A 25,399-nucleotide genomic window follows, 5' to 3' on the forward strand; every position below is an offset into this window, starting at 1 on the left:
GGGAACAGGTTACCTATACAAGGAACAAATGGACAACAGGCAGAATGGTCAAAAGATGCCTATATAGGGAACTATGGCGGTTGCCTATATAGGTTACAAACTCCTTATATAGGGAACCGGTTGCTTATATAAGTAACTTACTCTAACTGGTCAATAACTAGTTGAAACATTAAACCAACTGACAAATCAAAAATCAGGAGGGGTTTATGAACATTGAGTACAAATACACACAAGATTTTGAACAGAGCCAATTACAAGACCTTTTTCTTTCTGTCCAATGGTCATCTGGACAGTACCCAGACAAGTTGCAAATCGCCATGAAGAACTCGGACTGCGTTATTTCAGCTTGGCATGGAGACACCTTGGTCGGACTCATAAATGCACTTTCAGATGGTGTGATGACAGCCTACTTTCACTATCTCCTTGTGCGTCCAGAGTATCAATCCCAAGGCGTCGGAAAACAGCTCGCCTCCCTCGCTCTGAGCAAGTATAACGACTACGCTCGGAAAGTACTCATTGCATATGATAAAGAAGTTGGATTCTACCAAGGATTAGGATTCGAGATCGGCACAGGAAAAACTCCTATGTTTGTCACGTACTTGACAACATAATCCGACAAAATTAACGGTGTAGACGGATCGTGAGCTATTTGTTAACCGGCTTGTCGGTTTGTTGAAATCTACCGGAACCGAATGTCTTGCATGGGCGCTTATCCCCAACCATTTCCATCTTCTGCTCCGTGCCGGCAATAGCGGCCTGCCAAATTTTATGAGACGGCTATTGACCGGCTATGCGATCACCTTCAATAAACGACATAACCGTGTCGGACATCTTTTTCAGAACCGCTACAAATCGATAGTTTGTGAAGAAGACCCATACCTTCTCGAACTGGTTCGTTACATACATCTGAACCAGCTGCGGGCGCGGATCGTAAAGAGTCTGGCCGAGCTAGACCGATATCCGTGGAGCGGTCACGCCGTAATCATTGGAAATCAGCAGTTGGAAGGAGAGCAAACGGAAGAGATTCTTGCTTATTTCGGCAAGCGCAAGAAAACGGCAATGAGCAAATATCGACAATTCGTTGCAGACGGCATAGGGCAGGGACGGCGTTCAGACCTGATTGGCGGCGGGTTGCGGCGCAGTCGGGGAAACACCATTGCGAGAGAACAAGTGGAAAGTTTCGACGAGCGGGTGCTAGGAAGCAGTGAATTTGTCGAATACCTGAGAAAAGAAAAGAACATGCATGAGCGCTTGTCTTCAGGCTTGTCACTGGAACGCGTTGCCGAAAGCTTTGGCCTGACAGCAGATTCGCTGAGGAGAAGTGGTCGCATGCCACAGGTAGTAGAAGCGCGAGGAATGGTCTGCTATTTTGCGGTGCGAGAATTGGGCAAGAGTGGGACAGAGGTAGGTTCAGTTCTTAACATGAAGAGATCTGGAGTGTGTCTGGCGGCAAGGCGTGGTGAGAAGATAGTAGAGGAAAAACCGGAGATAAGGGAAAGGGTATTGGGGTGCTAGCAAACCTTACTTCGCCCTTTACTTCCCCGTCCCCTTTACTTCAATGACAATGATCAAAGGTGGTAAGGCAGATTTGAGCCTCCATCAATGTCAACCTTCCCTGGCGCCGGGGCATTTACTCTGCAGGAGTTTTGACAGTTCCGTCATTTGCATTGGGGTTGTCTCTTCAACCTTGACTCCTATACCTGGAATAGTCAGCTGTTCTCCCCAAGCCAACTTCCAGCATATGACAGCCTTGATGGGAGTCTGATCTGAAAACTCGTGAATTTTCAGCCAAACCGTTTGGCCGTTTTCCAAGGGCCCTACCGTATGCAGGAAGCAGCCCCCTTTTGAGACGTTGACGGTAAATGTTTTTTCCGTCAGGCCTTCAGGGAAAGATGGGTCCGGCGACAAGAGTATATTCAAAATCAGCTCTTTGCGGGGATACATCCGCAATCTTCTCGACCTGAATGGCCTGCATTTTTCTTCAATGAATGTCCTGAGCGCTGCGACTGATTCGGTCTCGGACATCTGCCCAAGCAGGGAAAGGCTGATCGACTTATGCCGCGTGTCCCATTTGACGTGCGTGGCGGGAAAAAAATTCATCAGTTCATAGGCAATCCTCTTTTCGTCTTTCCCGGCGCGAACCAGGGTCAGCATGTCAACAATCATGCCATTGTATGCTTCTTTACGTACCATGGATGAAAGGTGGCGAAACGAGGAAGCAACGTCATAATTCACGCCGATCTGTTCCAGTGCCAGCCCATAAGCGTCCATGGCTTCCCCCTCCCTTGAGACGACCAGGACTTTGAGTGACTCCATCTTTGATACTCCGTTGATTACCCTGCAGTTTTGGAATATGAACGGCTTTCCCCCGCCTGCTATTGCAGCCATTATGCCAGCTGCGAAAGCAGAGGAGCACCTTCTACTCTGCCGCGTTTGATAACAGATATTCCTATGGTATCGGTAAGAAGATTGGAAACTTGAACGTTTTGTCACGCCTTTTCACATGTTCATGCCACTGAGAAGAAACTGTTAATATTGCCGAAGTCCCATTTCATCTGCTTATCCCTTTCCGTTCTCAGAGTAAAAGTCAGTTAAAAGGCGAATTTATTAGCATTGATCTTCCGCTTTGACTTTATACCAAGTTCCCTCTCTATGAGGGATAGGGGTAGGGTGAGGGGGGAATCACTTGGATTCATCGAGTTTCTGCGCCCCCTCAGTCATCCCGGCAGGATATCTGACTGTTGCAGGGGGCAAGGTCGTGGTATGGGACTTCCGCTTTTTGGTATTCAAGTAATCTCATTTGTTGCCGATAAATTAATGAGTTTTACGTTGAAACAGCACTGCCTGTGGAGGTAAGCTGTCGCCATGAATGCCAAAATATCTCCGGGAACTTTGACCCTTCCCGCCCCATCGCCGCTCAGATCCATTCTCGTCCTGCTGCTGGTTCTCTTTTTCGTAGAGATGCTGCTGATGTTTTCTTTCTCCCATCTGTTGCCGTCAAGAAGCATCATAATTACCAATATTACCGACGCGGCCCTGTTAACCCTCTTTTGCTCACCTTTTATCTATTGGCTTATCTTCCAGCCCTTTAAAAAAATGGCTCTCATGCAGGAAGCGCTGGCAGAAAATGTGTTGGGCCAGGTGGTTGACGGCGTGGTGCTTTTCGATGAAGAGAAGACTATCCGTTCATTCAATCCCGCTGCGGAAAAGATATTCGGTTACTTGGCGCAGGAAGTCCTTGGTTGCAACCTGCAACTGCTGTTCGAATCGGCATGTGGATCAGGTGGGAGCGAGGGCATAGGTGCCGCCATCTCTAAAGATACTTCCATTAACCGGGAATATACAGGCAAGCGCCGGGACGGCTCCCACTGCCACCTGGATATTTCCATCAGCAAGGTACGGGTGGGAGATTCCTGGATGCACATGGGGATTGTCCGTGACCTCTCCGAGCAGAAAAGGGCTGAAGCGGAATACCAGGCAATTTTGCGTACGGCCATGGATGGGTTCTGGATCACCGATGAAAAAGGCGGATTTCTCGACGTGAACGATACCTACTGCCAGATGACCGGCTACAGCCGGCAAGAGCTGCTGGCCATGCAGATAGGTGACGTGGAAGCCGTCCTGACGGCCGAAGAGATAAAGGCACGCATGGAAAGTATCAGGAACCCGGGAAGGATTCGCTTTGAGACCAGGCATCGGCGCAAGGACGGCAGCTCATTCGATGTGGAGGTCAGCGCCAATTACTTGCCGGCCGGGGGAGGGCGTTTTTTCGCCTTTCTGCGAGACATCACCTGTCGCAATGAGATGCTGGGAACTCTGGCCAAATCCGAGGAGAAATACCGGACCCTTGCCGACAATGTTACTGTCGGCGTCACCCTGATCAGTCCAAAAATGGAGATTATTTCGGCAAACAGGCAGAGCCGCCAGTGGTATCCGGAGCTGGATGAGAAATATTCTCCAATTTGCTACAAAACGTTCAACAATCCGCCGCGCGACAGCATCTGCCCGGACTGTCCCACCGTAAAAACCCTGGCCGATGGAGGAATCCACGAGGCAGTGGTGACAAATCCCTGGAAGGGTGTGGCGCGCCACTTTCGCATTGTCTCTTCACCCATTAAGGACAATGCCGGCAATATCACCGGGGTGATCGAATCGGTGGAAGAGGTGACTGCCTTAAAGCGGAGCGAAGATGAATACAGCGAGGCACTTTCCAGGCTCACCGCCACCCTGGAGGCAACAGCCGACGGCATCCTGGCTGTCGACCTGAATGGCCGGATCGTCAGCTATAATCAGAAATTAGTCCAGATGCTGAAAATACCAGGCCATATCCTGGAAACCGATGATTTCTACCTGCTGATTGCCAACATTTACTCTCAGTTGAAGGGCCACGACAAACTGGTCCGGGCAGAGTTCGAGGGTGATGCGGACAGGGATTTTCACGACCTGCTTGAGTTCAAGGACGGGAGGGTCTTCGAAAGGTTCTGCCGTCCCCAGCGTATCGGCGATACCATTGTCGGCAGGGTATCCAGTTTTCGCGATATTACCGGCGAAAGAAAAATGGAGGCGCAGCTCCGCCATGCCCAGAAAATGGAGGCAATCGGCACCCTGACCGGCAAGGTAGCCCATGATTTCAATAACATGCTGACGGCAATAATCGGCTACTGTCACCTTTCCCAGATGCAGATTCACAGCAACGATCCATTGATGCAAAACATCCGGCAGATAATAACGGCGGCGGAAAGGGCTGCGGGGCTGACCCAAAGCCTGCTGGAGTACAGTCGGAAAACACCGAGCAATCCCCAGGCCATGGAACTGAATCAGGTGGTGAGACAGGTGAATGGATTCCTCTCTCGCCTCATCGGGGAAGATATCGAACTTGTCACCTCCCCTGCCGACGAGCCGCTGGTCATCATCGCCGATGCAGGACAGATCGAACAGGTATTGATGAATCTGGCCACCAATGCCAGGGATGCCATGTCGGGCAAAGGAAGGCTGATAATCGGCACGGCAACCACAAGAATCGGCGAGGATTTCCTCCAGAGTCACGGCTTTGGCAATCCGGGTACCTATGCCCTGGTGTCGGTGTCCGATACCGGTTCGGGCATGGATGAAGATACATGCGACAAGATATTCGAGCCATTCTTTACCACCAAGCCTGTGGGGAACGGCACCGGCCTGGGTTTGTCCATCGTTTACGGCATCGTCAAGCAGCATAACGGTTATGTAACCGTTGAAAGCAAAAAAGGCTGCGGCACAACCTTCCGGGTTTATCTGCCCCTTACCGGCCAGGCTCCCCATGAAAAAGTGGAGAAACCGACTCTTCCGGCGAAAATGGGGGGGGAAACGGTTCTTGTCGCCGAGGATAACTCGGAAGTAAAGGCTTTGCTGGAGGATGTGCTGCAGGGTTATGGCTACAGTGTCGTCACGGCTCTGGATGGCCATGACTGCGTTGAATCCTTCAGAAAAAAACGGGACGACATCGACCTGATAATCATGGACGTGATGATGCCGAGGAAGAACGGCAAAGAGGCCTATGCCGAGATCGAAAAACTCAAGCCGGGCATGAAGGTGATTTTCATCAGCGGCTACACCGGGGATATTCTGCACAGTGCCGACCTTGCTGAAGAAAACCTCAACTTTCTTGCCAAACCATTGTCACCCAACCGGTTGTTGACCAAGGTGCGGGAGGTATTGGACAGGGACTAGCCGGTCACATTTTCCATTCAAACATCACATTGATCTGATGCCCTCCGAACCCGCCATGGCGCGGCCCATCGACGCCGTAACCATACCCCATGACGAGGGTGATATCATCCGGAAACCGGAGGATGATATCCGCTCCAAGCCCATTAAGGCTGCTGCGCGGCAGGTCATGTCCGGGCAGATAGCCGATCAGGGCGTAATCATAGTTCAATTGCAGCTGGAGGCGCTCCATGGCGGGAATGGGAGCGAACCTGTAGGAAGTGTTGAGCAGGAAAAAGCTGCGGGCGAAGATCTCCCGGAAGTAATACCCATGCAGGATTAAAGGCACTTCGTCCTGAAAACGGAGACCACTCCCCATGCGGTAGCAGGAGAACTCATCGGTCCTGCCCGAAGTGCCGGCGCTCATCATCACCGATCCGCTCTGCTCCCGCCACAGCGGCATGGTGCCGCCAAGGCTTCCCCAGGTTTGCTGGGTCAGGTGCTCAGTCTCCTGCCGCTGCCCGGGCAGTCCGTGAAGGCCGGTTTTTACCCGATAATCAACCTGATGCCAGAGTGAGACCTCCAGTGCCTTTTCAGGCAACAGTTCAGGCGGAACGCCACCCACTCGCACCCCCACCTTCACCGAATGAACGAAGCTGTCAGCCGGCAGCAGATAAGCCGGATCGGTGTCCCCACTGCGCTGGTAGATTGCATAGCGGGAGGCGAAACGCAAAATGCCGTCAACCGGCAATTCACCACCGATGGGGGGAGGCCGCAGGTAATAGGAGAAGGCGGTATCGGCACCATGTCCCCGGAACGATTCACGCCGCACGTAGCTGCCGTCACGGACCTGGTCGAAGTCGTTGATGAGAAAACCGCCGCCGATGCTGAAGCCAAGGGCATGCCCCTCTGCCGGCCACTTGTCGCGTATCACCTCGGCGAACAGATACGGGGAAAGGATGGCCAGGAGGTATGTGTCCTGGTCGCGAAAATGGGGCCGGTTGAAAAGCACCATGCCGTAACCGCCCAATGGGCCGTTGTTGTACAGCGGCCCGGCAAAACCCACTTCCATGTTGGTCCGGCGTTCCGGGTCAATCTCGCCGATTGCTTCCGTTGGCAAAATGAAGAAACAGAGGAGCAGAATAATAAAATGGCATTTATATACGCTTTTTCTCGTCGTAGGGGGCAGGTGGTCGGCCGACATGGAAAAGCTTCCTCCCTGGGAGCTGTATCCAGAAATATGAATCAGATCTAATTATTACCGCTGTCGACCATAAAGCAACTTTGCCATCCATGGCTGACCGCAAAAACATGGACTCATGGAAGAGGGATATGCTATATATCCAGTGTTCGCCGGTGCATCCCATTGATTCGCCGACTATATTTCCAGAGGCAGGAAAACAGCCATGCATTACGAAGCAACTAAGCTCAACCACGGCTATGCCGGCCGCATTCTTACCATCGATCTCCCGTCCCGTGCCATTGAGGCGCCGATGCTTGATGAGCACGTCAGGGATTACTTTCTTGGCGGCCGGGGCCTCGGTTTGTACCTGTTACACCAGAGTGTGACTTCAACCACCAGGGCCACTGATCCGGAAAACCCGTTGATTCTCGCCAACGGTCCTCTTGGGGGTATTCCCCAGTTTCCGGGCACGGCCAAGGCCATGGCGGTCTCCCTTTCCCCAATCACCGGCGTGCCCGGCGTTTCCAACTTTGGCGGCTATTTTGGCGCCTTCCTCAAATATGCGGGCTTCGATGCCCTCAAGGTTACCGGCAAGGCGGGGCGCGACGTGATGATCATCATCGATGGCCTGAAACATCAGGTGGCTGTTGAAGAAATCGCCCATCTGGATGAGGCCTTCGATCTGGAGCGGATGATCGATGAACGCTATACCGGCCTGGGGATTGACCGCCGCCACATTGCCTTCATGTCTACCGGTATCGGCGCCGACCATACCACCTTCGGCTGCATCAACAGCCATTATTTCGATATGACCAAGCCGACGCCGAACGGGCGAGGCATATACCGCACCAAACAGGCGGGGCGTACCGGCATCGGCTCGGTGATGAGCGGCAAGGGCATCAGGGCCATAGTCGTGCTGGCTGCTTACCCCCAGGGTGAAAACCCCTATGGGGCGGCAGACTGGGAGCGGGCAAAGGATGCGGGTAAACGGCTGCACCAGGTGGTCAAGGAGGTGGATCCCACTTCCCTGCGCATGTCGCGCAAGGGGAGCGCCGGACTGATCACCTTCATGAGCAAGGATGAGTATCAATCGCTCCCGGTCAACAATTTTCAGGCAGGTTCCGACCCGCGAGCGCCGCAGATCTGCGGCTCCCATTACGAGGAGCATCTTTTCGAGCATCGTGGCATGGATGGCTGTTTTCCCGGATGCAACCTGCAGTGCAACAAGGGGGGATGGGTGACGTTGGTTTCCGGAGCCCACAAGGGGAGTCGGGTCTGGGTTGACGGCCCGGAGTATGAGACGGCCGCCGGCTTCGGCTCCAACCTGGGCATCTGGAATCCCGAGTTCATCCTGGAAGCCAACTGGCACTGCGATAATTACGGCATCGACACCATCAGCACCGCCACCATCCTGGCCTTTGTCATGGAGTGCTTCCAGCGCGGGTTCCTGACCAGCGCCGCAGCCGATGGCCTTGAGCTTGCCTGGGGCAATGAGGGGGCAGCGCTGGAGTTTATCCACCGCCTGGCCCGCGGGCAGGGTGAGCTGTACAAGCAGGCAGGAGGGGGGATGCTTCCCCTGGTGGATTGGGTCGCCGCCGGTTGCAAGGCGAAAACCGGCAGGGATGTCAGGGGTGAACTGGACCTCTTCGCCATGCAGACCAAGGGCCTCCCCTTTTCCTTTTACCGCACCCATCGTTCCCTCTCCATGCAGGGATCCTACGCTGCCGCCAGCGACATCGGCGCCCACCACGCCGCTGCCTGGCTGATCAAGGCCGACCTGCTCGGCGCTTTTCCCACTTTCGAAGAAAAGGCCTGGGCTTTGATTTCCTATCCGCGGGTCAGGCTGGGGAACGACAACCTGGGACTGTGCAAGCTCCCATGGGTGGATGTCTTCAATCCCGAGTCGGCCAGGCGCACCGATACCGACATCCATATCAATCCTGCATCCCAGGAAATCTATGCCGACTTCTTCAACAGCATGCTGGGCACCGACATGAGCTGGGAGGAAATTTTCGCCCAAACCGACCGGGACATCAACCTGCAGCGGGTGATGAACGTGGTGCGCTTCGGCGACAAGACCAGAGCGTACGACTGGATTCCCGACCGGGCCATCGGGCCTACCGATGATGCCCTTTATGAAGGGGAAGGGGATTACAATGACGGCGAAGTGGCCGGTATACTCGGCGTATCCAGTGAGGAAGTGGCCGCCATGGCCACGTCCCGCAAGCGTATAGTCCTCATGGATTACCGCAAGCAGGAGCTGCAGCGGCTGATTGATGTTTATTACGCGGAGCGTGGCTGGAACCGTGCCGGCATCCCCTTCATCGACACTCTGCAGGAACTGGGGCTCTGGAGCTACCTGACGGCCGAGACCCAGGCAAAAATAGCCGGACTGCAGGAGATTGTCGAGATTGTCGCGCCGGCTTGACTATGGTCCTTGAAATGGTAAGCTATGCCCGGTTTGCTGTTATCAATTTTTTGAGAGGGAGGATTTATGAAGAAAATAGTTGCCGTTACAGCCGGTTTGGCCCTTCTGGCCTTTGCCGGGGTTGCCTCTGCTGCGGAGATTAATGCCGATTTTTCTCCAACTGATGCAATTATGAAAAAAGAACAGGCGCTGAAAGAGCAAGCTGCCAAAAAAGAAGCGGACCTGAAGGCAAAACAGACAGAGGCAGCGGAAAAGGCCAAGAAACAAGAAGCGGACCTGAAAGCCAAAAAGACCGAGCTGACCGATAAGGCGAAGAAGAAAGAAACAGAGCTGAAGGACGCCAAGAAGAAGCAGGATGAAAAATCTGCCGAGTCGAAGAAAAAGCGGCAGGAGCAGATCGATGCTGCCAAAAAGAAGAAGCAGGAGCGGATCGACGCACTGAAAAAGAAAAAAGAGCAGACGGTGAAGGATGTCAAGGATGCGAAGGAGCAGACCAGAAAGGATATCAATGAGCTGAAGGAAGTAAAATAGGCAAAGCTCACTGGATAGGATGAAAAAAAGAGCCCGTCGGCATTGTCGGCGGGCTCTTTTTTGCGGGATAGCAAAGACGCTTCAGAAAGAAATGCCGAATTCTCTCATTTTCCGATAAAGAGTATTGCGGCCGATACCAAGCTTGGCCGCGGCTTTCTGGATATTGCCCTGGTAGAAGGCCAGTGCATCGACAATCATATCGCATTCCACTTCGCGTAACGACCTGATTTCCTTCACCACCGGTGCGGCAATTACCGGCTTCACGGCCTGGGCTGCCTGCATCTCAAGCAGCTCTGCTGTCAGAACGCCGCCAATTCCCGCTCTAATGACAGCCCGCTCAATGGCATTTTCCAGCTCCCTGATGTTGCCGGGCCAGCCATGGGACACCACCTTTTCCATGAAGCTGTTGCCGACCGCCGGCACGTCCCGGCCAAGTTTTGCCGCCATTTTCTCTATCAGGTGTGCGGTAATCACGGGCAGGTCTTCTCTCCGCTCACGCAAAGGCGGAATATTGATTTCCAGTACGTTGAGCCGGTAGTAGAGGTCCTGCCGGAATCTGCCGCCACGGACCTCCTCCGCCAAATCCTTGTGGGTGGCGGCGATTACCCTAATGTCCACCGGCCGCTCGTTGGCGGAACCGATGCGGGAGACCTTCTTTTCCTGAATTACCCGTAAAAGCTTGGCCTGCACATTGGCGGACATGTCACCGATCTCATCGAGGAACAGCGTGCCGCCATCGGCGACCTCGAATTTACCGGCCTGGCCTCCCTTGCGGGCACCGGTGAAGGTGCCTTCCTCGTAGCCGAACAGCTCGCTCTCGATGAGACTTTCCGGCAGGGCGGCGCAATTAAGTGCGATGAACTGACGGTCACCCCTTGGGCTGGCATGGTGTATGGCCTGGGCAAATAATTCCTTGCCCGTACCGCTTTCTCCCCTGATGAGGACGGTGGAGAGGCTGGCGGCGGCAAGTTTTGCCCACTCCTTGACAGCAGTAATGGCCGGGCTGGCGCCGATGATGTTGTCGAAGGTGTAGCAGTGGGACTGGAGGATGGTGGGGCGCCTGACCGGCTGCCTGTTGTTCATTTCGCGAAAGACGGCAACGGCGCCGATGGTGCCACCGGTATCATCCCGCAGCAGCGTCGCCGAGCTGTAAATCTTCCGTCCCAGCTTCTCGATGATGATCTCGCGGTCCTCGTATTCGGTTCCCTCGGAGAGCACCTGCAGAAGGGTGTTCCGGGCATTATAGATCTGCTCCACGTGGCGGCCTTTGGCCAGTGTCGGATTGCAGCCGAGAATCTCGCCAGCCTTGGCGTTCATTTCCGTGATGATGCCGTTGTTGTTGATGGAGATAAGGCCGTCGGACATGTTTTCCAGCAGGGTATTGGAATAGCGGTAGGCCATGTAGAGCTTGTCGGTGGCCTTCTGCAGGCGGAGCTGGTTTTCGATGGCGTTGACCGCGGCCACAACCATGCCCAGGGTATGGGCATTGGCGACGCGATAATCGCCGCTGATGTCGAGGATGCCGATCGCCTCTCCTTCGGGATTGAAGATGGGGGCGGCGGAGCAGGTTAGGAAATGGTTGGATTTGCAGTAATGTTCCCAGGCATAGATCTGCACCGGCTTCTTCTCGACGATGGCGGTGCCGATGGCGTTGGTCCCCTGCTGGGACTCACTCCAGTTGCCCCCCGGGCAGAGCAGGACCTGGCGGGTGCGGTTGACTATTTCATTGTCCCCCAGTACCTCCAGCAGGTATCCGAGCTCGTCGGTGAGCACGACCTGGAAACCGGACCCCTTGACGAAATTGTAGAGGTTGTCCATGAACGGGCGGGCGACCTTGAGGAGATGCTGTTTGTGGTAGATCCGCTCCCTCAGTTCCAGTTGATTGACGTGGCCATCAGCTTCCTGGAAAGGATTGACGTTGAGATGGCGGCAACGCTGCCATGAACTGGCCACCTCCGGGCGCAACAGTTGAACGTCGAGCTCGTGAGTCTCAACGTAGCGATGCCAGGTTTTCTGCATTGTCAACAGTTTTTTTGGTGCCATCTGCTCCGGTTTCCTAATTATGCAGAAAGTCGCATGTTTTAATTAAATTATCGGCTTTTGCCGGTGAATTTGTCAACCGGATTCTTTTCTGGTTTTCTTCAGACTTTTGACGCTATTACAGTTAGTTATGCGTTACGACATTCCTTGTGCCTGCCCGGCCAGCTTTTTCCCTCACATTTGCTAAACTATAATTGTTTTCAGGCAATCTGTCCCAAGCGGGGGGGAACTTTAACCGTGATGGAACCAAGTGAGTTTCAGTTACGAAAGTTTGTGGCGCCCGAATTCATATTCGGCATCGATGCTCGAAAGCTGGCCGGCAGATACGCCAGAAATTTCGGCGCCCGCAAGGTGCTGGTAGTGACTGACCCCGGGGTTATTGCTGCGGGTTGGACGGAAGAGATCCTGGCCTCCCTTAGATCTGTGGACCTCGACTACACGCTGTTTTCAGCAGTGACATCGAATCCCAAAGCTGAAGAGGTAATGGTCGGAGCCGAACTATACCGCTCTTCGGGCTGCAATGCCATACTGGCCGTCGGCGGCGGCAGCCCCATGGACTGCGCCAAGGGGATCGGCATCGTCAGCTCCAATCGCCGCCACGTGCTGGAATTCGAGGGCGTAGACAAAGTGGATATTCCAACTCCTCCGCTTATCTGCATCCCCACCACTGCCGGGTCAGGCGCCGATGTCTCCCAGTTTGCCATCATTACCGACACGGGAAAAAAGGTTAAGATCGCCATCATCAGCAAGACCCTGGTGCCGGATGTGGCCCTCATCGATCCGGTGGTTACTACCACAATGCCCGCCGCGCTTACGGCCTTTACCGCCCTTGATGCCCTCTGCCATTCCATAGAGGCGTTTGTCTCCACCGCCCATTCTCCCATCACCGACGTGCATGCGCTCCATGCTATGCAACTGGTGACAGCCAATCTCCTGCCGACTTTGAAGGAGCCTGATAACATGGTGCGCCGAGGCAGGATGGTGCTGGGCAGCCTTCAGGCAGGGTTGGCCTTTTCCAATGCCAGCCTTGGGGCGGTGCATGCCATGGCCCACAGTCTGGGAGGATTCCTTGGTTGCGCCCACGGCGAATGCAACGCCATTCTTCTTCCCCACGTCATCGACTACAATTTCGAGAGTATGTCCGAACGCTATCTGGAAGTAGCTAAATCCATAGGACTCAACGTCGAAGGTATGCCCCCCGCCAATGGCAAAAATGCCCTGACCTCTTTTCTCCAGCAGCTGATCAGGGAGGCGGGCGTTCCCTATTGCCTTGGACAGCTGGGGATCAGCCGTGATGATATTCCCGAGCTGGCGAAAAAAGCGATGAATGACCCATGCATCTTCACCAACCCCCGGCAAATGAGACAGAGGGACATCGAGGCGATTTATGACAAAGCCTTCTGATGCGGGGGAGGACTGGGATGCCCAGCGGGAGAAGATCATCGGCCTGGGGGAACGTTCCCTGCGCAAGACCTATTACCCGGAGCTTCAGCAGAAGCTTGACGAGCTGGAAAGATTCCGCTCGCTCCTGGATGAGAGCAATGACTGCATCTTTCTTTTCCAGGTACCGTCCTTCGCTTTTGTCGATGTCAACGAATCCGCCTGTCGGCAACTGGACTGTCCCCGGGAAAAATTCCTCTCCCTCAGCCTCGAAAATCTCGTTCCCGTAGAAGACCTGCTGCGTATCAGGCAGCTGGCCACGGCTGCTATCACTGACGGTAGAGACAAAGGCACCATCATGACCCAGCTGAACAAGTGTTCCGGTGGCGAGTTTCCGGCAGAGATCACTATCAGAATCGTCAACCTGAATAAGGCCTGCTACGGCGTGGCGGTGGCTCGCGACATAACAGAGCGGCTGCAGGCCCAGAAGGTGCTGCTGGAGAATTCCCGCATGCTGCGCGACATGGAACTGGCCCGGCAGATCCAACTATCCCTGCTGCCCGGCGCTCCTCCCCGGGTGCCAGGAGTGCGGCTCGCAGGATGCTGTGTTCCGGCGACCCACGTGGGGGGAGACTATTACGATTACTACATACGGGAAAAAGGCACCCTCGATCTGGTCGTTGCCGATGTGTCAGGACACAGCATCGGTGCCGCGCTGATGACGGCAGAAGCCAGGTCCGTCCTTCGCGCCCAGTTTCATTCATCCCCTAGCGCCGGCAAGCTTCTGGCCTATCTTAACGACGTCCTCTATGACGACCTGAACCGGGCGGGGCTTTTCATCACACTCTTTTATGTGAAGTACGATCCGGAAAGCCGCATGCTTGCCTATGCAAATGCCGGTCATGTCTCACCGTTGCTGTTGCGTCCCCCGGAGGTTTCCTGCCGCAAGCTGGATGCGGAAGGGCTGATCATCGGTGTCAGGGAGGATGAGACTTACGAAGAAAAAGAGCTGCAGATGCAGCCGGGAGATCTGCTTGTGCTTTATACGGACGGTATCACCGAAGCACAGAACAGTGCAGGTGAAATGTTCGGGTTCAGCCGGCTGTGCAGTATCGTTTCTGCCATCAGCTCCAACCCCCCGGAGGATGTGGTATCCATCGTACTGGAGCAATTAGCCGGTTTTACCGGCACTACGGCCCTGGAGGACGATGTGACCATGATCGTCATGAAAGTGATCTGAGTCTCCTCGCCCCTTCATTTGCCCCAAGTCCTTCCTCTGCAATCCGGTCGATCCCATCGAAATCAATGACTTTCTCTGCCGAAGAACAGATCAGCTCGATTTTTTCCTCATCCTCAACGCTGATCTTGGAGATATGCCCGGTAATGGTGGAAAAAACATCGGCCGTGGACTGGAAAATTCGGATATAGGGGATGCCGCTGGCATCGAGGATGCGCTGGGTTATGGCCGATACCGGAGCCTGTCCGGGAATGACCAGGCCGGCGATCTTTTCCCGGTAGGCTGGGATGTGATAGAGGGATGACAGGGTAACGATCAGTTCATCCCTGGAGCTGGTGGTGATGAGAAGGGTCGATTGGGCCAGAAGATCAATGACCTTCTGGGAAGAGGCGGCGCCGAGCTGGACATGGTGGACGATGCGGCTGCGTGCCGCACCGTCACCGCAAAGTGGGTGATCGAGGAGCCTGGCGATGTGGTTGAGGGTCGGGTTAGCCAGGATCGGTGAGTAATCGAAAGCAGCCGTCACCGGCAGGTGAAGAGGGGCGAAGGCCTTGGTCAAATAGCCGAGGGAAATCTCCCTTTTTTCCGGCAGCAGCTTGTTGACCATGAGTAGCCTGACCGGGCTTGCCTCCGCCCGGTAGAGGGGGAGATTGAGCAGGACCGAATCGATGACGTTGCCGATGCCGCCGCCGCTCACCATCAGCACCGGCGCATTGCACAGACTGGCCACCCGGCCGTTGCTGAGTCCCACCACCGAGCCGACTCCGCCGTGCCCGGCCCCCTCGATTACCAGAAAATCGTACTTCCTTTCCATTTCCCGACAGGCAGCAAGTAGTCTCCCTTCAAGTTCGGCGGTGGTAAGTTGGCCGTCGAGAAAACGCTTGGTGGAGCCTCTGCCAAGGACAACCGGGGACATGAGGCGGATATCTTCCTCCATGTCGAACACCCGGGCCATCAGCGCCGCGTCCTTGTCAACGATACAGCCGTTGAATTCCTGGCACTTGGGCCCGATGGCCTTGATGAAGCCGACCCGCTTGTACCGCTGCCGTGCCAGGTGGACCAGCGAGAGGCTGATGGTGGTCTTACCGGTATTCTGGCCGGTTGCGGCAATAAAGATTTTTCTGCACATGGCTTCAGTGATTCTCCCTCTGACCGCAGACGGTTAAAATGTCGCCATCCTCAGTCCAAACATCTGAATACCCCCGAGCTCCATAGACAGCTCCCGCAGGGTTCCGTATTCACGTAGCAATCCCGCTCGAACTCGTCCTTCTGCACCAGGTCGCAGGGGGAACAGTTGCAGCCGGAGCACGAAGGGTAGTCATGGTGCAGGACGTTTTCCCGGAAGGTGCGGAACTCGCAGCTATTCCATATTTCCAGGATGCCCCGCTGGCTGACATTGCCGAACGACCTGGGCTTGATTGGATGCAGCCAGCCGTTGGCAAAGGACTGGCACCGGTGCCAGAGGTGATAGCACGGGTGCATCTTACCGTCCCAGGAGACGAAAGCTCCTCCCTGCTCAACAAAAGCGCAGCCTCTTTTTTCACGCCGCACCACTTCAGGAAGCCTCAGGTCCAGGCCGACCCTCCTGGCCACCCTCATCGCCTCATCAAAGACGGCCATGGTCACGCCGATCTGGCTATAATCCATGGCAAAAAGCCTTTTCAGATCAAGGGTAATGCCCCGGTCGCCGGCATCGGTCTTCATGGCGTCGACAAAATCAACGACCTGCTGCTCATCGGCAGTCTTGGCGTATTTCCAGAGAATTCTGAAATAGCTGAGCATGTCCACGCCGATGGTATCGGCCTTGGATTTCCAGGTCTGGAAGATCTGGATCGCCTCATCGGTGCAGGTGTCATAGGCACACTGCTCAAGGTGAGGCTCATGGAACGGGTGAAGGTGGGAGACAATGGCGAAACTTGCCCCACGTGCCGCAGCCCATTCCAGTGCCGGCGGAAGTTCCCGGATGTTGTCCCTCATGACAACGAATTCCACGCCAATTTCCAGGTCGTGGCGCCCGCAGACAGTCCTGGCTGCGGCAAGGGCCTCGAATGCCCACTGCAGGTCCAGCAGCTGACTGCCGGTGCGGATGCTGCCGAAGGTGGTACTGTCCACTCCGTCCATGGAGAGACAGATCCTGTCGAGACCGGCATCGAGCAGGGTCATGGCCCTCATGTTGGTTAGCAGAAGGCCATTGCTCTGGAAACCGATCCAGCCGTGGGACGGCATCAACTTTTTCGCCCGGGTGATGAACTGTTCCAGGCGGGAGTTGAGCAGAGGCTCACCTACACCATTGAGTACCAGGGCATTCAGATTGGGCAGGGCCGGTTCCAGGGCAGAAAAGGTGCCCATGTCCAGATCGCCATCCCCCGTGCCACCATCATTTTGTTTCATGCACATGACGCAGCTCAGGTTGCAGCGGCTGGTGGTCTCGACGAAAAGCCTGGACGGGTAAGGCAGCAGGGCCGAATCGACCGCCGGGTACCGTTGTTCAAGTGTCATGGCGGCAGTGCAGTTTTGCATGGTCATCCTTATGTCGATCGGGCAGAAACCTCCGGCCACTGTTTAGGCGATCATGGCCATGCAGTTGGGGCAGCTCACGCAAGTGGCGCCGGGTTCTCTTTGGAGGGCCTTGGGTAAGCAGCCCTCAGATGTGCAGCGACATGTCCGTGCCGTGGGACAACTCCCACTGCTGCCGCAGGAGGGTGAAAGCATCCCGCATGAGGTCCGCTGCGGACAGATTGGTCATTTCCATGATCTGGCGGAACTTGTCCATCTCCTCATCTGTGACGCGCATGGAAACGATATAGGGCTTTCTCGGGTTGTTGTACTTCCTTGCCATCTCTTCTTCCTCCTTCTCAGACAACCAGCAACCTTAAAATTGAAGATTGCTGCTGGAAATGGGCAGAGGCAATTTCGGTACCAACACCCATTACGCACGCAGACCGGGTGGCCGCCCAGATGGGTCGAGCCGTTGAATACAGGGGAATGGGACGCTTTTCCCGGGAGTGTTGAAAAGAAGGTAGGGGGAGTTTTTACCGCCGGCAAGAGTGAATGGGAGCGTTCCAGACTATGACATGTGCTCCATTATGGAACAGTCCACGTGTGCCATTTCAGAACAAAGTTCATTAAACAAAGATTGCCAGGGGGCAGTCGTTGAGGTCCAACCGCCTATTTTTACAGCTGCTTGCCCCATATGTTTCCAGAAATATGGTGGCTGGTAAAATTGTTGGTATAGGGTTTGCGGTATAGTAAAAAAACGTTTTAGAAAACCGTATGCAGGAGATGGTTCAAGGCACAAAAAACCAATGTGGTTGATTCCACAAAATACAAAGGAGGAGCAACAATGGCATTAGCAGAACAGACGTACGGATTTTTCATTCCAACAGTTTCATTGATGGGGATAGGTTGCTCCAAGGAAACGGGGGCCCAGGCCAAGGCGCTGGGTGCGACGAACCTGCTCATTGTCACTGACGCCGGTCTGTCCAAGATGGGGGTCGCCGACAAGATCAAGGCCCAGCTGGTGGAAGCCGGTCTGAAAGCGGTAATTTTCGACGGCGCCGAGCCCAACCCCACCGACAAGAACGTCCATGATGGCGTCAAGGTCTACCTGGACAGCAAGTGTGACGGGATCGTTTCCCTGGGTGGCGGCAGCTCCCATGACTGCGGCAAGGGGATCGGCCTGGTCATCGGCAATGGCGGCAACATCCGCGACTTCGAAGGGGTCAACAAGTCCACCAAGCCCATGCCCCCGTTCCTGGCCATCAATACCACCGCCGGCACCGCTTCCGAGATGACCCGCTTCTGCATCATCACCAACACCGATACCCATGTGAAGATGGCCATCGTCGACTGGCGCTGCACACCGAACATTGCCATTAACGATCCGGTCCTCATGGTGGGCAAACCCCCCGCACTCACCGCTGCCACCGGTATGGACGCCCTGACCCATGCCGTTGAGGCCTACGTCTCCACCATCGCCACCCCCATTACCGATGCCTGCGCCATCAAGGCAATTGAGCTGGTCGCCGCCAATCTGAGCGTGGCCGTAGCCAACGGCGACAACCTGGAAGCCCGCGATGCCATGGCCTATGCCGAATATCTTGCCGGCATGGCCTTCAACAACGCCAGCCTGGGCTATGTCCATTCCATGGCCCACCAGCTGGGGGGGTTCTACAATCTGCCCCACGGCGTCTGCAACGCCATCCTGCTGCCCGCCGTCAGCCAGTTCAACCTGATTGCCTGCCCGAAACGCTTTGCCGACATCGCCGTTGCCCTGGGTGAGAACATCGCCGGTCTTTCCGTGACCGAGGCGGCAGAAAAAGCCATCAGCGCCATCCGCAAGCTCTCCGCCTCCATCGGTATTCCTGCCGGTCTGAAAGAGCTGAACGTCAAGGAAGAAGATTTGAAGATCATGGCCGAGAACGCCAAGAAAGACGCCTGCCAGCTGACCAATCCACGCAAAGCGACGTTGGAGCAGGTGATCGACATCTATAAGGCAGCGATGTAAGCGGAGGCACAGAGGAAACCAAACCTCAATGCACCACTAAGGCACGAAGGACACGAAGAAAGGCAACAATTAAATAACAACCTAATGTTACGGTTTTTGATTCTCTTAGTGGCTCTTAGTGTCTAGTGGTGAATAAAAGATTCCGTATGTTCATGGTGAATTGGGTTTAGACCTTCCTTCGTGCTCTTCGTGTCTTCGTGGTAGGCGATTTTAATTCATGTATCATCTCCGAGCCGTGCAGCCTAACAGGTTCCCTCATGGTGCCCGGCCTACGGGTTTCGCTGGAAACGGCGGGGCCTCCCTTTCGGAAAGGAGTAAGCAAGCCCTTGCGGGTAAACACTATGATTGGGAGAAGATAAAGAAATGGACAAGATTTTACGCGTCAACATGACCGACCTCACCACCAGGACCGAGCCGGTACCGGCCGCCTGGGCCGGTTTGGGGGGCCGTGCCCTTACCTCCACCATTGTTGCGGCCGAAGTGCCTGCCACCTGCCATGCCCTGGGTGAGAACAACAAGCTGGTCTTTGCCCCCGGGCTTCTCACCGGTACCCCTGCCGCCAACTCAGGCCGCCTCTCTGCAGGGGCCAAGAGCCCGCTTACGGGCACCATCAAAGAATCGAACGCCGGCGGCACTGCGGCCCAGATGCTGGCCCGCCTTGGGGTCAAGGCCCTGATCATCGAGGGGCTGCCCAAAGCGGACAAGTGGTACAGCCTCCATGTCTCCAAGGACGGCGTCACTGTGCAGGAGGAGAGCGAGCTGATCGGCAAGGGCAACTTCGCCGTCATCGAGGCACTGGAAGCCCGCCTCGGCAAGAAGACCGGCATCCTCACCATCGGTCCGGCAGGTGAGCTGAAGATGACCGCCGCCAACATCTCGGTCAAGGACCCGGACAGCAAGATCCGCAGCCATGGCCGTGGCGGGCTGGGGGCCGTCATGGGTTCCAAGAAGATCAAGTTCATCACCATCAATGACGAAGGGGCACCGGGCGTGAAGATTGCCGACCCGGAGAAATTCAAGGTGGCCGCCCGCACCTTTGCCAAGGCGCTCCTGGATCATCCGGTCAGCGGCGAGGGGCTCCCCACTTACGGCACCAACGTTCTCGTCAACATCCTCAACGAGGCGGGGGGGCTGCCGACGAAAAACTTCACCCTCGGCCAGTTCGAGGGGCACGACAAGATCTCGGGTGAGACCTTGCACGATACCATCGTTGCCCGCGGTGGCAAGCCGAAGCACGGCTGTCACGCCGGCTGCATCATCCAGTGCTCCCAGGTCTACCACGACAAGGATGGCAAGTACGTTACCTCCGGTTTCGAATACGAGACCATCTGGGGGCTCGGCGCCGACTGCTGCATCGACAACCTGGATGACATCGCCCTGGCGGACAACATCATGGACGATATCGGCGTCGATTCCATCGAGACGGCGGTCATGTTCGGCGTGGCCATGGAGGCAGGCATTCTTTCCTTTGGCGACAGCAAGGAGATGCTGCGCCTGCTCAGGGACGAAATCGGCACAGGCACACCCCTCGGCCGCATCCTGGGTGGCGGCGCCGCCAGCGTCGGCAAGGCCTACGGCGTTACAAGGGTCCCGGTGGTGAAGAACCAGGCGATTCCCGCCTATGACCCCCGTTCGGTCAAGGGGATCGGCATCACCTACGCCACTTCCACCATGGGAGCGGACCACACCTCCGGTTACACCATCGCCACCAACATCCTTAATGTGGGAGGTTTCGTCGATCCGTTGAAGAAGGACGGCCAAGTCGAGCTTTCCCGCAACCTGCAGATTGCCACCGCAGCCGTCGATTCCACCGGCATGTGCATCTTCGTCGCCTTCCCGGCCCTGGATATTCCCGAATGCCTTCCCGCCCTGATCGACATGATCAATGCCCGCTTCGGCATCTCGCTTACCGGGGACGATGTCACCGACCTGGGAAAACAGGTGCTGAAGACCGAGCGCCAATTCAATATCGAGGCGGGCTTCACCAAGGAGCACGACCGTCTGCCCGAGTTCTTCAAGACGGAGCCGGTGGCGCCTCACAATGCGGTCTGGGACTTCAGCGATGAGGAAATCGACGAGTTCTGGAACTTCTAAACAATGGTAAAACCCCTGTCCCCCGGCGTCATCGATGATGCCGGGGGACACCAGTATGTGAGGCTATCGTGAATATTACCGTCAAACTATTTGCCACCTTCAGAAACGGCCGGTTCAAGATCGACAACCAGGAGTGGCCTGAAGGGACGGATTGCCGCAGGATCGTTGCCAGCCTGGGGCTTACGGAAGAGGAGATCGGCATCGTCCTGATCAATGGCCGGCATGTTCCCCTGGAGCAGCAGTTGGCGCAGGCCGATACTCTTTCACTTTTCCCGCTGGTAGGAGGGGGTTGATATGGATGCAGTGCTGCAGTACCTGTGGAGCAAGGCGGAAGGGGACCTTGTGCCCTGGTCTGCCCAATCGGAAGCGGTCCGGCAGTTCGGCTTGAGCTACGGGCAAGTGGAAAGCCTGATCCTGGAGAAGGGGCTGTTGCCAGCCCGCTACCAGCGCAACCGCACCACGGTTTCCACCATCGAGCAGCGACAGCTGTTCAACAGCCGGGTGGCGGTCATCGGCTGCGGCGGCCTGGGGGGCTACATCATCGAGGAACTGGCCAGGCTGGGGGTCGGGCAGATTGTCGCCATCGATCCGGACATCTTCGAGGAACACAACCTCAACCGACAACTGTTTTCGAGCCCCCATGCCCTCGGCAAGCCTAAGGTTGAGGCTGCTGCGGCCCGCGTCAGCGAGATAAATCCGGCGGTCAACCTGGTACCGGTCCAGGAGGCTTTCACCACCGCCAACGGGAAGCAACTCCTGCAGGGGGTGACGGTTGCGGTCGACGCCCTGGACAGCATCGCCTATCGCCTGGAACTGGCGGAAGTTTGCAGCGAGATGGACATCCCCATGGTCTACGGGGCCATCGGCGGCTGGTACGGCCACGTTGCTACCCAGCTGCCGGGGGACACCACCATCCAGCGCACCTATCGCAACTGGGTGGAAGGGAAGGGAATCGAAAAGCAGCTGGGCAACCCCTCCTTCACTCCGGCGGTGGTAGCGAGCCTGCAGGTGGCGGAGGTCTGCAAGATCCTCCTCGGCAAAGGGGAGCTCCTGCGTCATCGGAAGTTAAGCATCGACCTCCTGGAGATGGAGATTTTCGATGTCTCGTATGCGGCGCTTGCGGAGCTGGTGCGTGCGGCGTAATTACTCTCCTGTTGACATCAAGGCATACGGAGACATACTCAAAGTGGAAACTCCATTTTGAGGAGGATGTCACCATGAACATCAGTGCGAGAAATCTCCTGTCGGGCAAGGTTACAACGGTCAGAAAAGGGGCAATAAACTCCGAGGTTGAACTTTCCCTTGATGGAGGGGAAACGATTGCAGCGGTCATTACCAATGCCAGCCTGGAAGAAATGGGAATCAAGGAAGGCATGGAGGCATTCGCCCTTGTCAAGGCCCCGCTGGTTATTATCGCCAAGGGAAACACCGGGCTCAAATTCAGCGCCCGTAACGTCCTGCAGGGCACGGTCAAGAAAATCGCACAGGGCAGTGTCAATGCAGAGATCTCCATACAACTGCAGGGGAGTGGTATCATCACCTCCATCATCACCAAAGGGAGCGTCGCTGCCATGGCATTGCAGGAAGGGGATCAGGTCAGCGCCATCTTCAAGGCCTCCAGTGTCATACTTGCCGTAAAGGCATAGGGCCGATTTACTGCTTGACAGATTAATGACATAATGGTACTAGTTTACCACAATTGAATGCTCGAACTTTCTCCGAGCCTGTCCGCCTACCGGGAATATTCCCCATGGTGTCAGGCCTGTGGGCTCTGCTGGAAACGGCAGGACCTTCCTTTGAAAAGGAGAACCTCTCGCCACGCTATGATTGCGTTCTAGGGGCTCCTTTATCCAAAGGAGCCCTTTTTGTTTGTGGCTGATCACGTGCTTCGAACATGACTTCAAAACCAGATAAATGATTCTCAACTCTCCGAGCCACGCCGCCTAAAGGGTAGTTTTCCCATGGCGACCGGCTAGGGTGCCGCTGGAAACGGCTGTGCCTCCCTTTTGGAAAGGAGAGCCTCAAAGTACCGGACCTGTTCCTGTATCCAAAGGCCTCTTTCCATCTGCGGACAGACTCTTTGATGCATTTGGGGGAGACCTTTTCCCCTGTTATTAGAAAACAGGAGGGTACGATGAAGAAACGCAGCTTAGCAGCAACAGTGGTGGCAATGGGCCTGGTGCTCATCCCGGGTGTTCATGCCAAAACGCTTGAGGATGTGCTCAAGGAGAAAGGGGTCATCACCGAAGAGGATTACAAGGAAGTAACCAGGAGCAAGGCGCTGAATTACAAGCCGGGCAAGGGGTTCACCCTGACCTCTGCCGACGAAAAGTTTCAGCTTTCTTTGGGAGGAAGGCTCCAGACCCGTTACACCTTCACGGATGCCGACGACAACGGTACCAGCAGGGACTCCAACAAGTTTGAGGTCAAGCGCATGAAGTTCTGGCTGAATGGCTACGCCTACACCAAGGACCTCACTTACCTGCTCCAGGTGGATTTTGTTCAGGGTGGCTCATCGAAGCTCCTGGATCATGCCTACCTGAATTACCGGTTTGTCGACGAAGCTCAGGTTCTGGCCGGGCAGACCAAGGTGCCGTTCGGCCGGCAATGGCTGAATTCTTCCGGTTCCCAGCAGTTCGTCGACCGCTCCACCGCTTCGGACATGTTCCGCCCCGGTTATGAGGCTGGAGTCAAGGTTCACGGAGCTGTGGCCGGCGGCATCGCCACCTACGAGCTGGGTTATTATGGCGGCGCCGGCCAGAGTACCTTCCGTACCTCCAACGACAATGCCTATGCCGCCAGGATAACCGCAAACCCATTCGGTAAGATGGCCTATGCCGAAGGGGACCTGGATCAGAGCGAAAAACCTCTCCTTTCGGTGGGAGCCAACTATTATCGTAATACCCTGCAGAAAAGCACAGCTACCGCCTTCGAAACCAACAATGTTACGTTAGCCGGTTCAACCGGCTGGCTCGGCAAAGGAATTGGTACCTTTGCAAACGGGGAAAAGATCGACATCAACGGCTACGGCGTCGATGCCGCTTTCAAATGGCTTGGCGCCTCCACCCAGGCCGAGTACCTGTTGGGGCAGGCCGACGGCCACACCAGCGACAAGACCCTCCGTGCCCACGGCTTCTATGCTCAGGCCGGTTACTGCATCATTCCGAGGAAACTGGAGCTGGCCTTCCGCTACTCCTTCGTCGATCCCAACCGGGACAAGGCCAACGATCAGCAGGTCGACACCCAGGGAGCCATTTCCTACTATTTCAACAAGCACAACCTGAAGCTGCAGGGGGATGTCACCAACAGCCACGACCAGAGCAAAGGCCGAACGGATGATATGATCTATCGCCTCCAGGCACAGGTGATCTTTTAAAAACAGTTAAAAAGACAGGGGGCTTGCCCCCTGTTTCCCGGAAAACCTTACCCCTCCACTCCAGAACAAATACGGGCAGATTCGGATAAAATGTAAGTAACTTATGGGAAAAGGAGAAAACAATGAAACAGTGGCGTATCCTTTTATTAACATTGACCTCCCTTGCTTTCTTCTGCGCTTCGGCCGGAGCCGAAGAACGCCTGAAGATGTCCACTACCACTTCGACCCAGGATTCGGGGCTTTTGAAGGTGCTCCTGCCACCCTTCGAGAAGAAAAATAACTGCCAGGTGGACGTTATCGCCGTCGGCACCGGCCAGTCCCTCAAGCTGGGTGAAGCTGGCGACGTGGATGTGGTCTTCGTCCATGCCAGGAAGCTGGAAGACAAATTCATTGCCGACGGTTTCGGCGTCAACCGCCGCGACGTCATGTACAACGATTTCGTCATCATCGGGCCGAAGGATGATCCGGCCGGAATAGCCAGGGCCAAAACCGCTGCCGAGGCGCTGCAGATGATTGCCGCCAAAGGAGCCACCTTTGTTTCCCGTGGAGACAAATCGGGAACCCACATCAAGGAAAAGGATCTCTGGCAGGCGGCCGGAATTGCGCCGAAGGGGGGGTGGTATGTGGAGGCGGGCCAGGGGATGGGGCCGGTCATTACCATGGCAACCGAGCGCCGAGGCTACACCCTGACTGATCGCGGGACCTACAACGCTTTCAAGGGAAAGAAGACCGATCTGACCGTCCTCTTCCAGGGGGAGAAGGGGCTTTTCAATCCCTATGGGGTCATAGCCGTAAATCCCAGGAAACATCCCCATGTGAAGTACGACCTGGCAATGAAGTTTATCGAGTATGTGACCGGACCGGAGGGCCAGAAAATCATTGCCGGTTACAAGGCATACGGGGAGCCGGTGTTTTTCATCTACGGCAAGAAGTAGCGCCAT

The 25,399-nt window shown here is 55.6% G+C and carries 20 protein-coding genes and 3 riboswitches; of the genes, 14 read left to right on the top strand and 6 right to left on the bottom strand.

Translation table 11 applies throughout. From position 1 onward, the window contains the following. Positions 1 to 206: 206 nt before the first annotated feature. Both GEOB_RS01260 and GEOB_RS01265 read left to right on the top strand, forming a co-directional pair. A complete protein-coding gene (locus GEOB_RS01260) occupies positions 207 to 611 on the top strand; it encodes a GNAT family N-acetyltransferase (RefSeq protein ID WP_012645356.1) in 405 nt (134 codons plus the stop codon). 61 nt (positions 612 to 672) lie between these two features. Next, positions 673 to 1,515, top strand: a complete 843-nt coding sequence (locus tag GEOB_RS01265; RefSeq protein WP_195892559.1) for a transposase — start codon at positions 673 to 675, stop codon at positions 1,513 to 1,515. A 90-nt stretch (positions 1,516 to 1,605) separates the two neighbouring features. Here the strand turns inward: GEOB_RS01265 and GEOB_RS01270 are convergent, their stop codons facing one another. Continuing rightward, positions 1,606 to 2,316: a PilZ domain-containing protein gene (locus tag GEOB_RS01270; protein WP_012645357.1), complete on the bottom strand. Its 711-nt coding sequence runs from the start codon at positions 2,314 to 2,316 to the stop codon at positions 1,606 to 1,608. A 549-nt stretch (positions 2,317 to 2,865) separates the two neighbouring features. Here GEOB_RS01270 and GEOB_RS19155 point away from each other — a divergent pair. Further along, positions 2,866 to 5,706 carry a PAS domain S-box protein gene (locus GEOB_RS19155; RefSeq protein ID WP_012645358.1) on the top strand — a complete coding sequence of 947 codons (2,841 nt, stop codon included), beginning with the start codon at positions 2,866 to 2,868 and terminating at the stop codon, positions 5,704 to 5,706. Between the two features lie 4 nt (positions 5,707 to 5,710). Here the strand turns inward: GEOB_RS19155 and GEOB_RS01280 are convergent, their stop codons facing one another. Next, complete coding sequence (locus tag GEOB_RS01280; protein WP_012645359.1) at positions 5,711 to 6,886, bottom strand: hypothetical protein; 1,176 nt, start codon at positions 6,884 to 6,886, stop codon at positions 5,711 to 5,713. Positions 6,887 to 7,088: 202 nt separating this feature from the next. On the opposite strand from GEOB_RS01280, the gene GEOB_RS01285 reads away from it, so the two are divergent. Further along, a complete protein-coding gene (locus tag GEOB_RS01285; RefSeq protein WP_012645360.1) occupies positions 7,089 to 9,293 on the top strand; it encodes an aldehyde ferredoxin oxidoreductase C-terminal domain-containing protein in 2,205 nt (734 codons plus the stop codon). Between the two features lie 66 nt (positions 9,294 to 9,359). Beyond that, positions 9,360 to 9,824 carry a hypothetical protein gene (locus tag GEOB_RS01290; protein ID WP_012645361.1) on the top strand — a complete coding sequence of 155 codons (465 nt, stop codon included), beginning with the start codon at positions 9,360 to 9,362 and terminating at the stop codon, positions 9,822 to 9,824. 81 nt (positions 9,825 to 9,905) lie between these two features. Here the strand turns inward: GEOB_RS01290 and GEOB_RS01295 are convergent, their stop codons facing one another. Beyond that, positions 9,906 to 11,867, bottom strand: coding sequence for a sigma-54-dependent Fis family transcriptional regulator (locus tag GEOB_RS01295; protein ID WP_012645362.1), 1,962 nt, complete (start codon positions 11,865 to 11,867; stop codon positions 9,906 to 9,908). 237 nt (positions 11,868 to 12,104) lie between these two features. On the opposite strand from GEOB_RS01295, the gene ercA reads away from it, so the two are divergent. Then, positions 12,105 to 13,268 carry an alcohol dehydrogenase-like regulatory protein ErcA gene (gene ercA / locus GEOB_RS01300; protein ID WP_012645363.1) on the top strand — a complete coding sequence of 388 codons (1,164 nt, stop codon included), beginning with the start codon at positions 12,105 to 12,107 and terminating at the stop codon, positions 13,266 to 13,268. Beyond that, the gene (locus tag GEOB_RS01305) at positions 13,252 to 14,484 is read left to right on the top strand and encodes a PP2C family protein-serine/threonine phosphatase (RefSeq protein ID WP_012645364.1); all 1,233 of its coding nucleotides are present in this window, start codon (positions 13,252 to 13,254) and stop codon (positions 14,482 to 14,484) included. Before ercA ends, GEOB_RS01305 begins: the two co-directional genes overlap by 17 nt. Here the strand turns inward: GEOB_RS01305 and GEOB_RS01310 are convergent. From GEOB_RS01310 to GEOB_RS01320, 3 genes are all read right to left on the bottom strand, one after another. Then, the gene (locus GEOB_RS01310) at positions 14,468 to 15,610 is read right to left on the bottom strand and encodes an AAA family ATPase (RefSeq protein WP_012645365.1); all 1,143 of its coding nucleotides are present in this window, start codon (positions 15,608 to 15,610) and stop codon (positions 14,468 to 14,470) included. The genes GEOB_RS01305 and GEOB_RS01310 overlap by 17 nt on opposite strands. A gap of 50 nt (positions 15,611 to 15,660) precedes the next feature. After that, the gene (locus tag GEOB_RS01315) at positions 15,661 to 17,001 is read right to left on the bottom strand and encodes a radical SAM/SPASM domain-containing protein (RefSeq protein ID WP_012645366.1); all 1,341 of its coding nucleotides are present in this window, start codon (positions 16,999 to 17,001) and stop codon (positions 15,661 to 15,663) included. Positions 17,002 to 17,125: 124 nt separating this feature from the next. Then, a complete protein-coding gene (locus tag GEOB_RS01320) occupies positions 17,126 to 17,320 on the bottom strand; it encodes a hypothetical protein (RefSeq protein WP_012645367.1) in 195 nt (64 codons plus the stop codon). 504 nt (positions 17,321 to 17,824) lie between these two features. Here GEOB_RS01320 and mdh point away from each other — a divergent pair. The 7 genes from mdh to GEOB_RS01355 all read left to right on the top strand — a co-directional run bounded on the left by mdh (position 17,825) and on the right by GEOB_RS01355 (position 25,393). After that, positions 17,825 to 18,988: an iron-dependent methanol dehydrogenase gene (gene mdh, locus GEOB_RS01325; RefSeq protein ID WP_012645368.1), complete on the top strand. Its 1,164-nt coding sequence runs from the start codon at positions 17,825 to 17,827 to the stop codon at positions 18,986 to 18,988. A 214-nt stretch (positions 18,989 to 19,202) separates the two neighbouring features. Beyond that, positions 19,203 to 19,317, top strand: a riboswitch (molybdenum cofactor riboswitch). A gap of 34 nt (positions 19,318 to 19,351) precedes the next feature. After that, positions 19,352 to 21,082, top strand: coding sequence for an aldehyde ferredoxin oxidoreductase family protein (locus tag GEOB_RS01330; protein ID WP_012645369.1), 1,731 nt, complete (start codon positions 19,352 to 19,354; stop codon positions 21,080 to 21,082). Positions 21,083 to 21,150: 68 nt separating this feature from the next. After that, entirely contained in the window at positions 21,151 to 21,375 is a 225-nt protein-coding gene (locus GEOB_RS01335) for a MoaD/ThiS family protein (protein WP_012645370.1), read from the top strand. Position 21,376: 1 nt separating this feature from the next. Further along, positions 21,377 to 22,225 (top strand): HesA/MoeB/ThiF family protein, encoded by an 849-nt coding sequence (locus tag GEOB_RS01340; protein ID WP_012645371.1) that lies wholly within the window; start codon positions 21,377 to 21,379, stop codon positions 22,223 to 22,225. Positions 22,226 to 22,299: 74 nt separating this feature from the next. Then, the gene (locus tag GEOB_RS01345) at positions 22,300 to 22,728 is read left to right on the top strand and encodes a TOBE domain-containing protein (protein ID WP_012645372.1); all 429 of its coding nucleotides are present in this window, start codon (positions 22,300 to 22,302) and stop codon (positions 22,726 to 22,728) included. A 58-nt stretch (positions 22,729 to 22,786) separates the two neighbouring features. After that, a riboswitch (molybdenum cofactor riboswitch) is annotated at positions 22,787 to 22,905 on the top strand. A gap of 92 nt (positions 22,906 to 22,997) precedes the next feature. Next, positions 22,998 to 23,115: riboswitch (molybdenum cofactor riboswitch) on the top strand. A gap of 101 nt (positions 23,116 to 23,216) precedes the next feature. Beyond that, positions 23,217 to 24,458: a porin gene (locus tag GEOB_RS01350; protein ID WP_012645373.1), complete on the top strand. Its 1,242-nt coding sequence runs from the start codon at positions 23,217 to 23,219 to the stop codon at positions 24,456 to 24,458. A 122-nt stretch (positions 24,459 to 24,580) separates the two neighbouring features. After that, entirely contained in the window at positions 24,581 to 25,393 is an 813-nt protein-coding gene (locus GEOB_RS01355) for a substrate-binding domain-containing protein (protein ID WP_012645374.1), read from the top strand. Positions 25,394 to 25,399: the final 6 nt, after the last annotated feature.

Origin of the sequence: Geotalea daltonii FRC-32, from assembly GCF_000022265.1 — a bacterium.
Classification (GTDB): domain Bacteria; phylum Desulfobacterota; class Desulfuromonadia; order Geobacterales; family Geobacteraceae; genus Geotalea; species Geotalea daltonii.

Excerpts from the sequence above, each read along its gene's own strand:
- GEOB_RS01355 (WP_012645374.1), top strand. The coding sequence starts at position 24,581 with ATGAAACAGTGGCGTATCCTTTTATTAACATTGACCTCCCTTGCTTTC.
- ercA (WP_012645363.1), top strand. The coding sequence starts at position 12,105 with ATGGAACCAAGTGAGTTTCAGTTACGAAAGTTTGTGGCGCCCGAATTC.
- GEOB_RS01260 (WP_012645356.1), top strand. The coding sequence starts at position 207 with ATGAACATTGAGTACAAATACACACAAGATTTTGAACAGAGCCAATTA.
- GEOB_RS01340 (WP_012645371.1), top strand. The coding sequence starts at position 21,377 with ATGGATGCAGTGCTGCAGTACCTGTGGAGCAAGGCGGAAGGGGACCTT.
- GEOB_RS01305 (WP_012645364.1), top strand. The coding sequence starts at position 13,252 with ATGACAAAGCCTTCTGATGCGGGGGAGGACTGGGATGCCCAGCGGGAG.
- GEOB_RS01285 (WP_012645360.1), top strand. The coding sequence starts at position 7,089 with ATGCATTACGAAGCAACTAAGCTCAACCACGGCTATGCCGGCCGCATT.
- GEOB_RS01350 (WP_012645373.1), top strand. The coding sequence starts at position 23,217 with ATGAAGAAACGCAGCTTAGCAGCAACAGTGGTGGCAATGGGCCTGGTG.
- GEOB_RS01345 (WP_012645372.1), top strand. The coding sequence starts at position 22,300 with ATGAACATCAGTGCGAGAAATCTCCTGTCGGGCAAGGTTACAACGGTC.
- GEOB_RS01315 (WP_012645366.1), bottom strand. The coding sequence starts at position 17,001 with ATGCAAAACTGCACTGCCGCCATGACACTTGAACAACGGTACCCGGCG.
- GEOB_RS19155 (WP_012645358.1), top strand. The coding sequence starts at position 2,866 with ATGAATGCCAAAATATCTCCGGGAACTTTGACCCTTCCCGCCCCATCG.
- GEOB_RS01290 (WP_012645361.1), top strand. The coding sequence starts at position 9,360 with ATGAAGAAAATAGTTGCCGTTACAGCCGGTTTGGCCCTTCTGGCCTTT.
- GEOB_RS01320 (WP_012645367.1), bottom strand. The coding sequence starts at position 17,320 with ATGGCAAGGAAGTACAACAACCCGAGAAAGCCCTATATCGTTTCCATG.
- GEOB_RS01330 (WP_012645369.1), top strand. The coding sequence starts at position 19,352 with ATGGACAAGATTTTACGCGTCAACATGACCGACCTCACCACCAGGACC.
- GEOB_RS01270 (WP_012645357.1), bottom strand. The coding sequence starts at position 2,316 with ATGGAGTCACTCAAAGTCCTGGTCGTCTCAAGGGAGGGGGAAGCCATG.
- GEOB_RS01310 (WP_012645365.1), bottom strand. The coding sequence starts at position 15,610 with ATGTGCAGAAAAATCTTTATTGCCGCAACCGGCCAGAATACCGGTAAG.
- GEOB_RS01280 (WP_012645359.1), bottom strand. The coding sequence starts at position 6,886 with ATGTCGGCCGACCACCTGCCCCCTACGACGAGAAAAAGCGTATATAAA.
- mdh (WP_012645368.1), top strand. The coding sequence starts at position 17,825 with ATGGCATTAGCAGAACAGACGTACGGATTTTTCATTCCAACAGTTTCA.
- GEOB_RS01295 (WP_012645362.1), bottom strand. The coding sequence starts at position 11,867 with ATGGCACCAAAAAAACTGTTGACAATGCAGAAAACCTGGCATCGCTAC.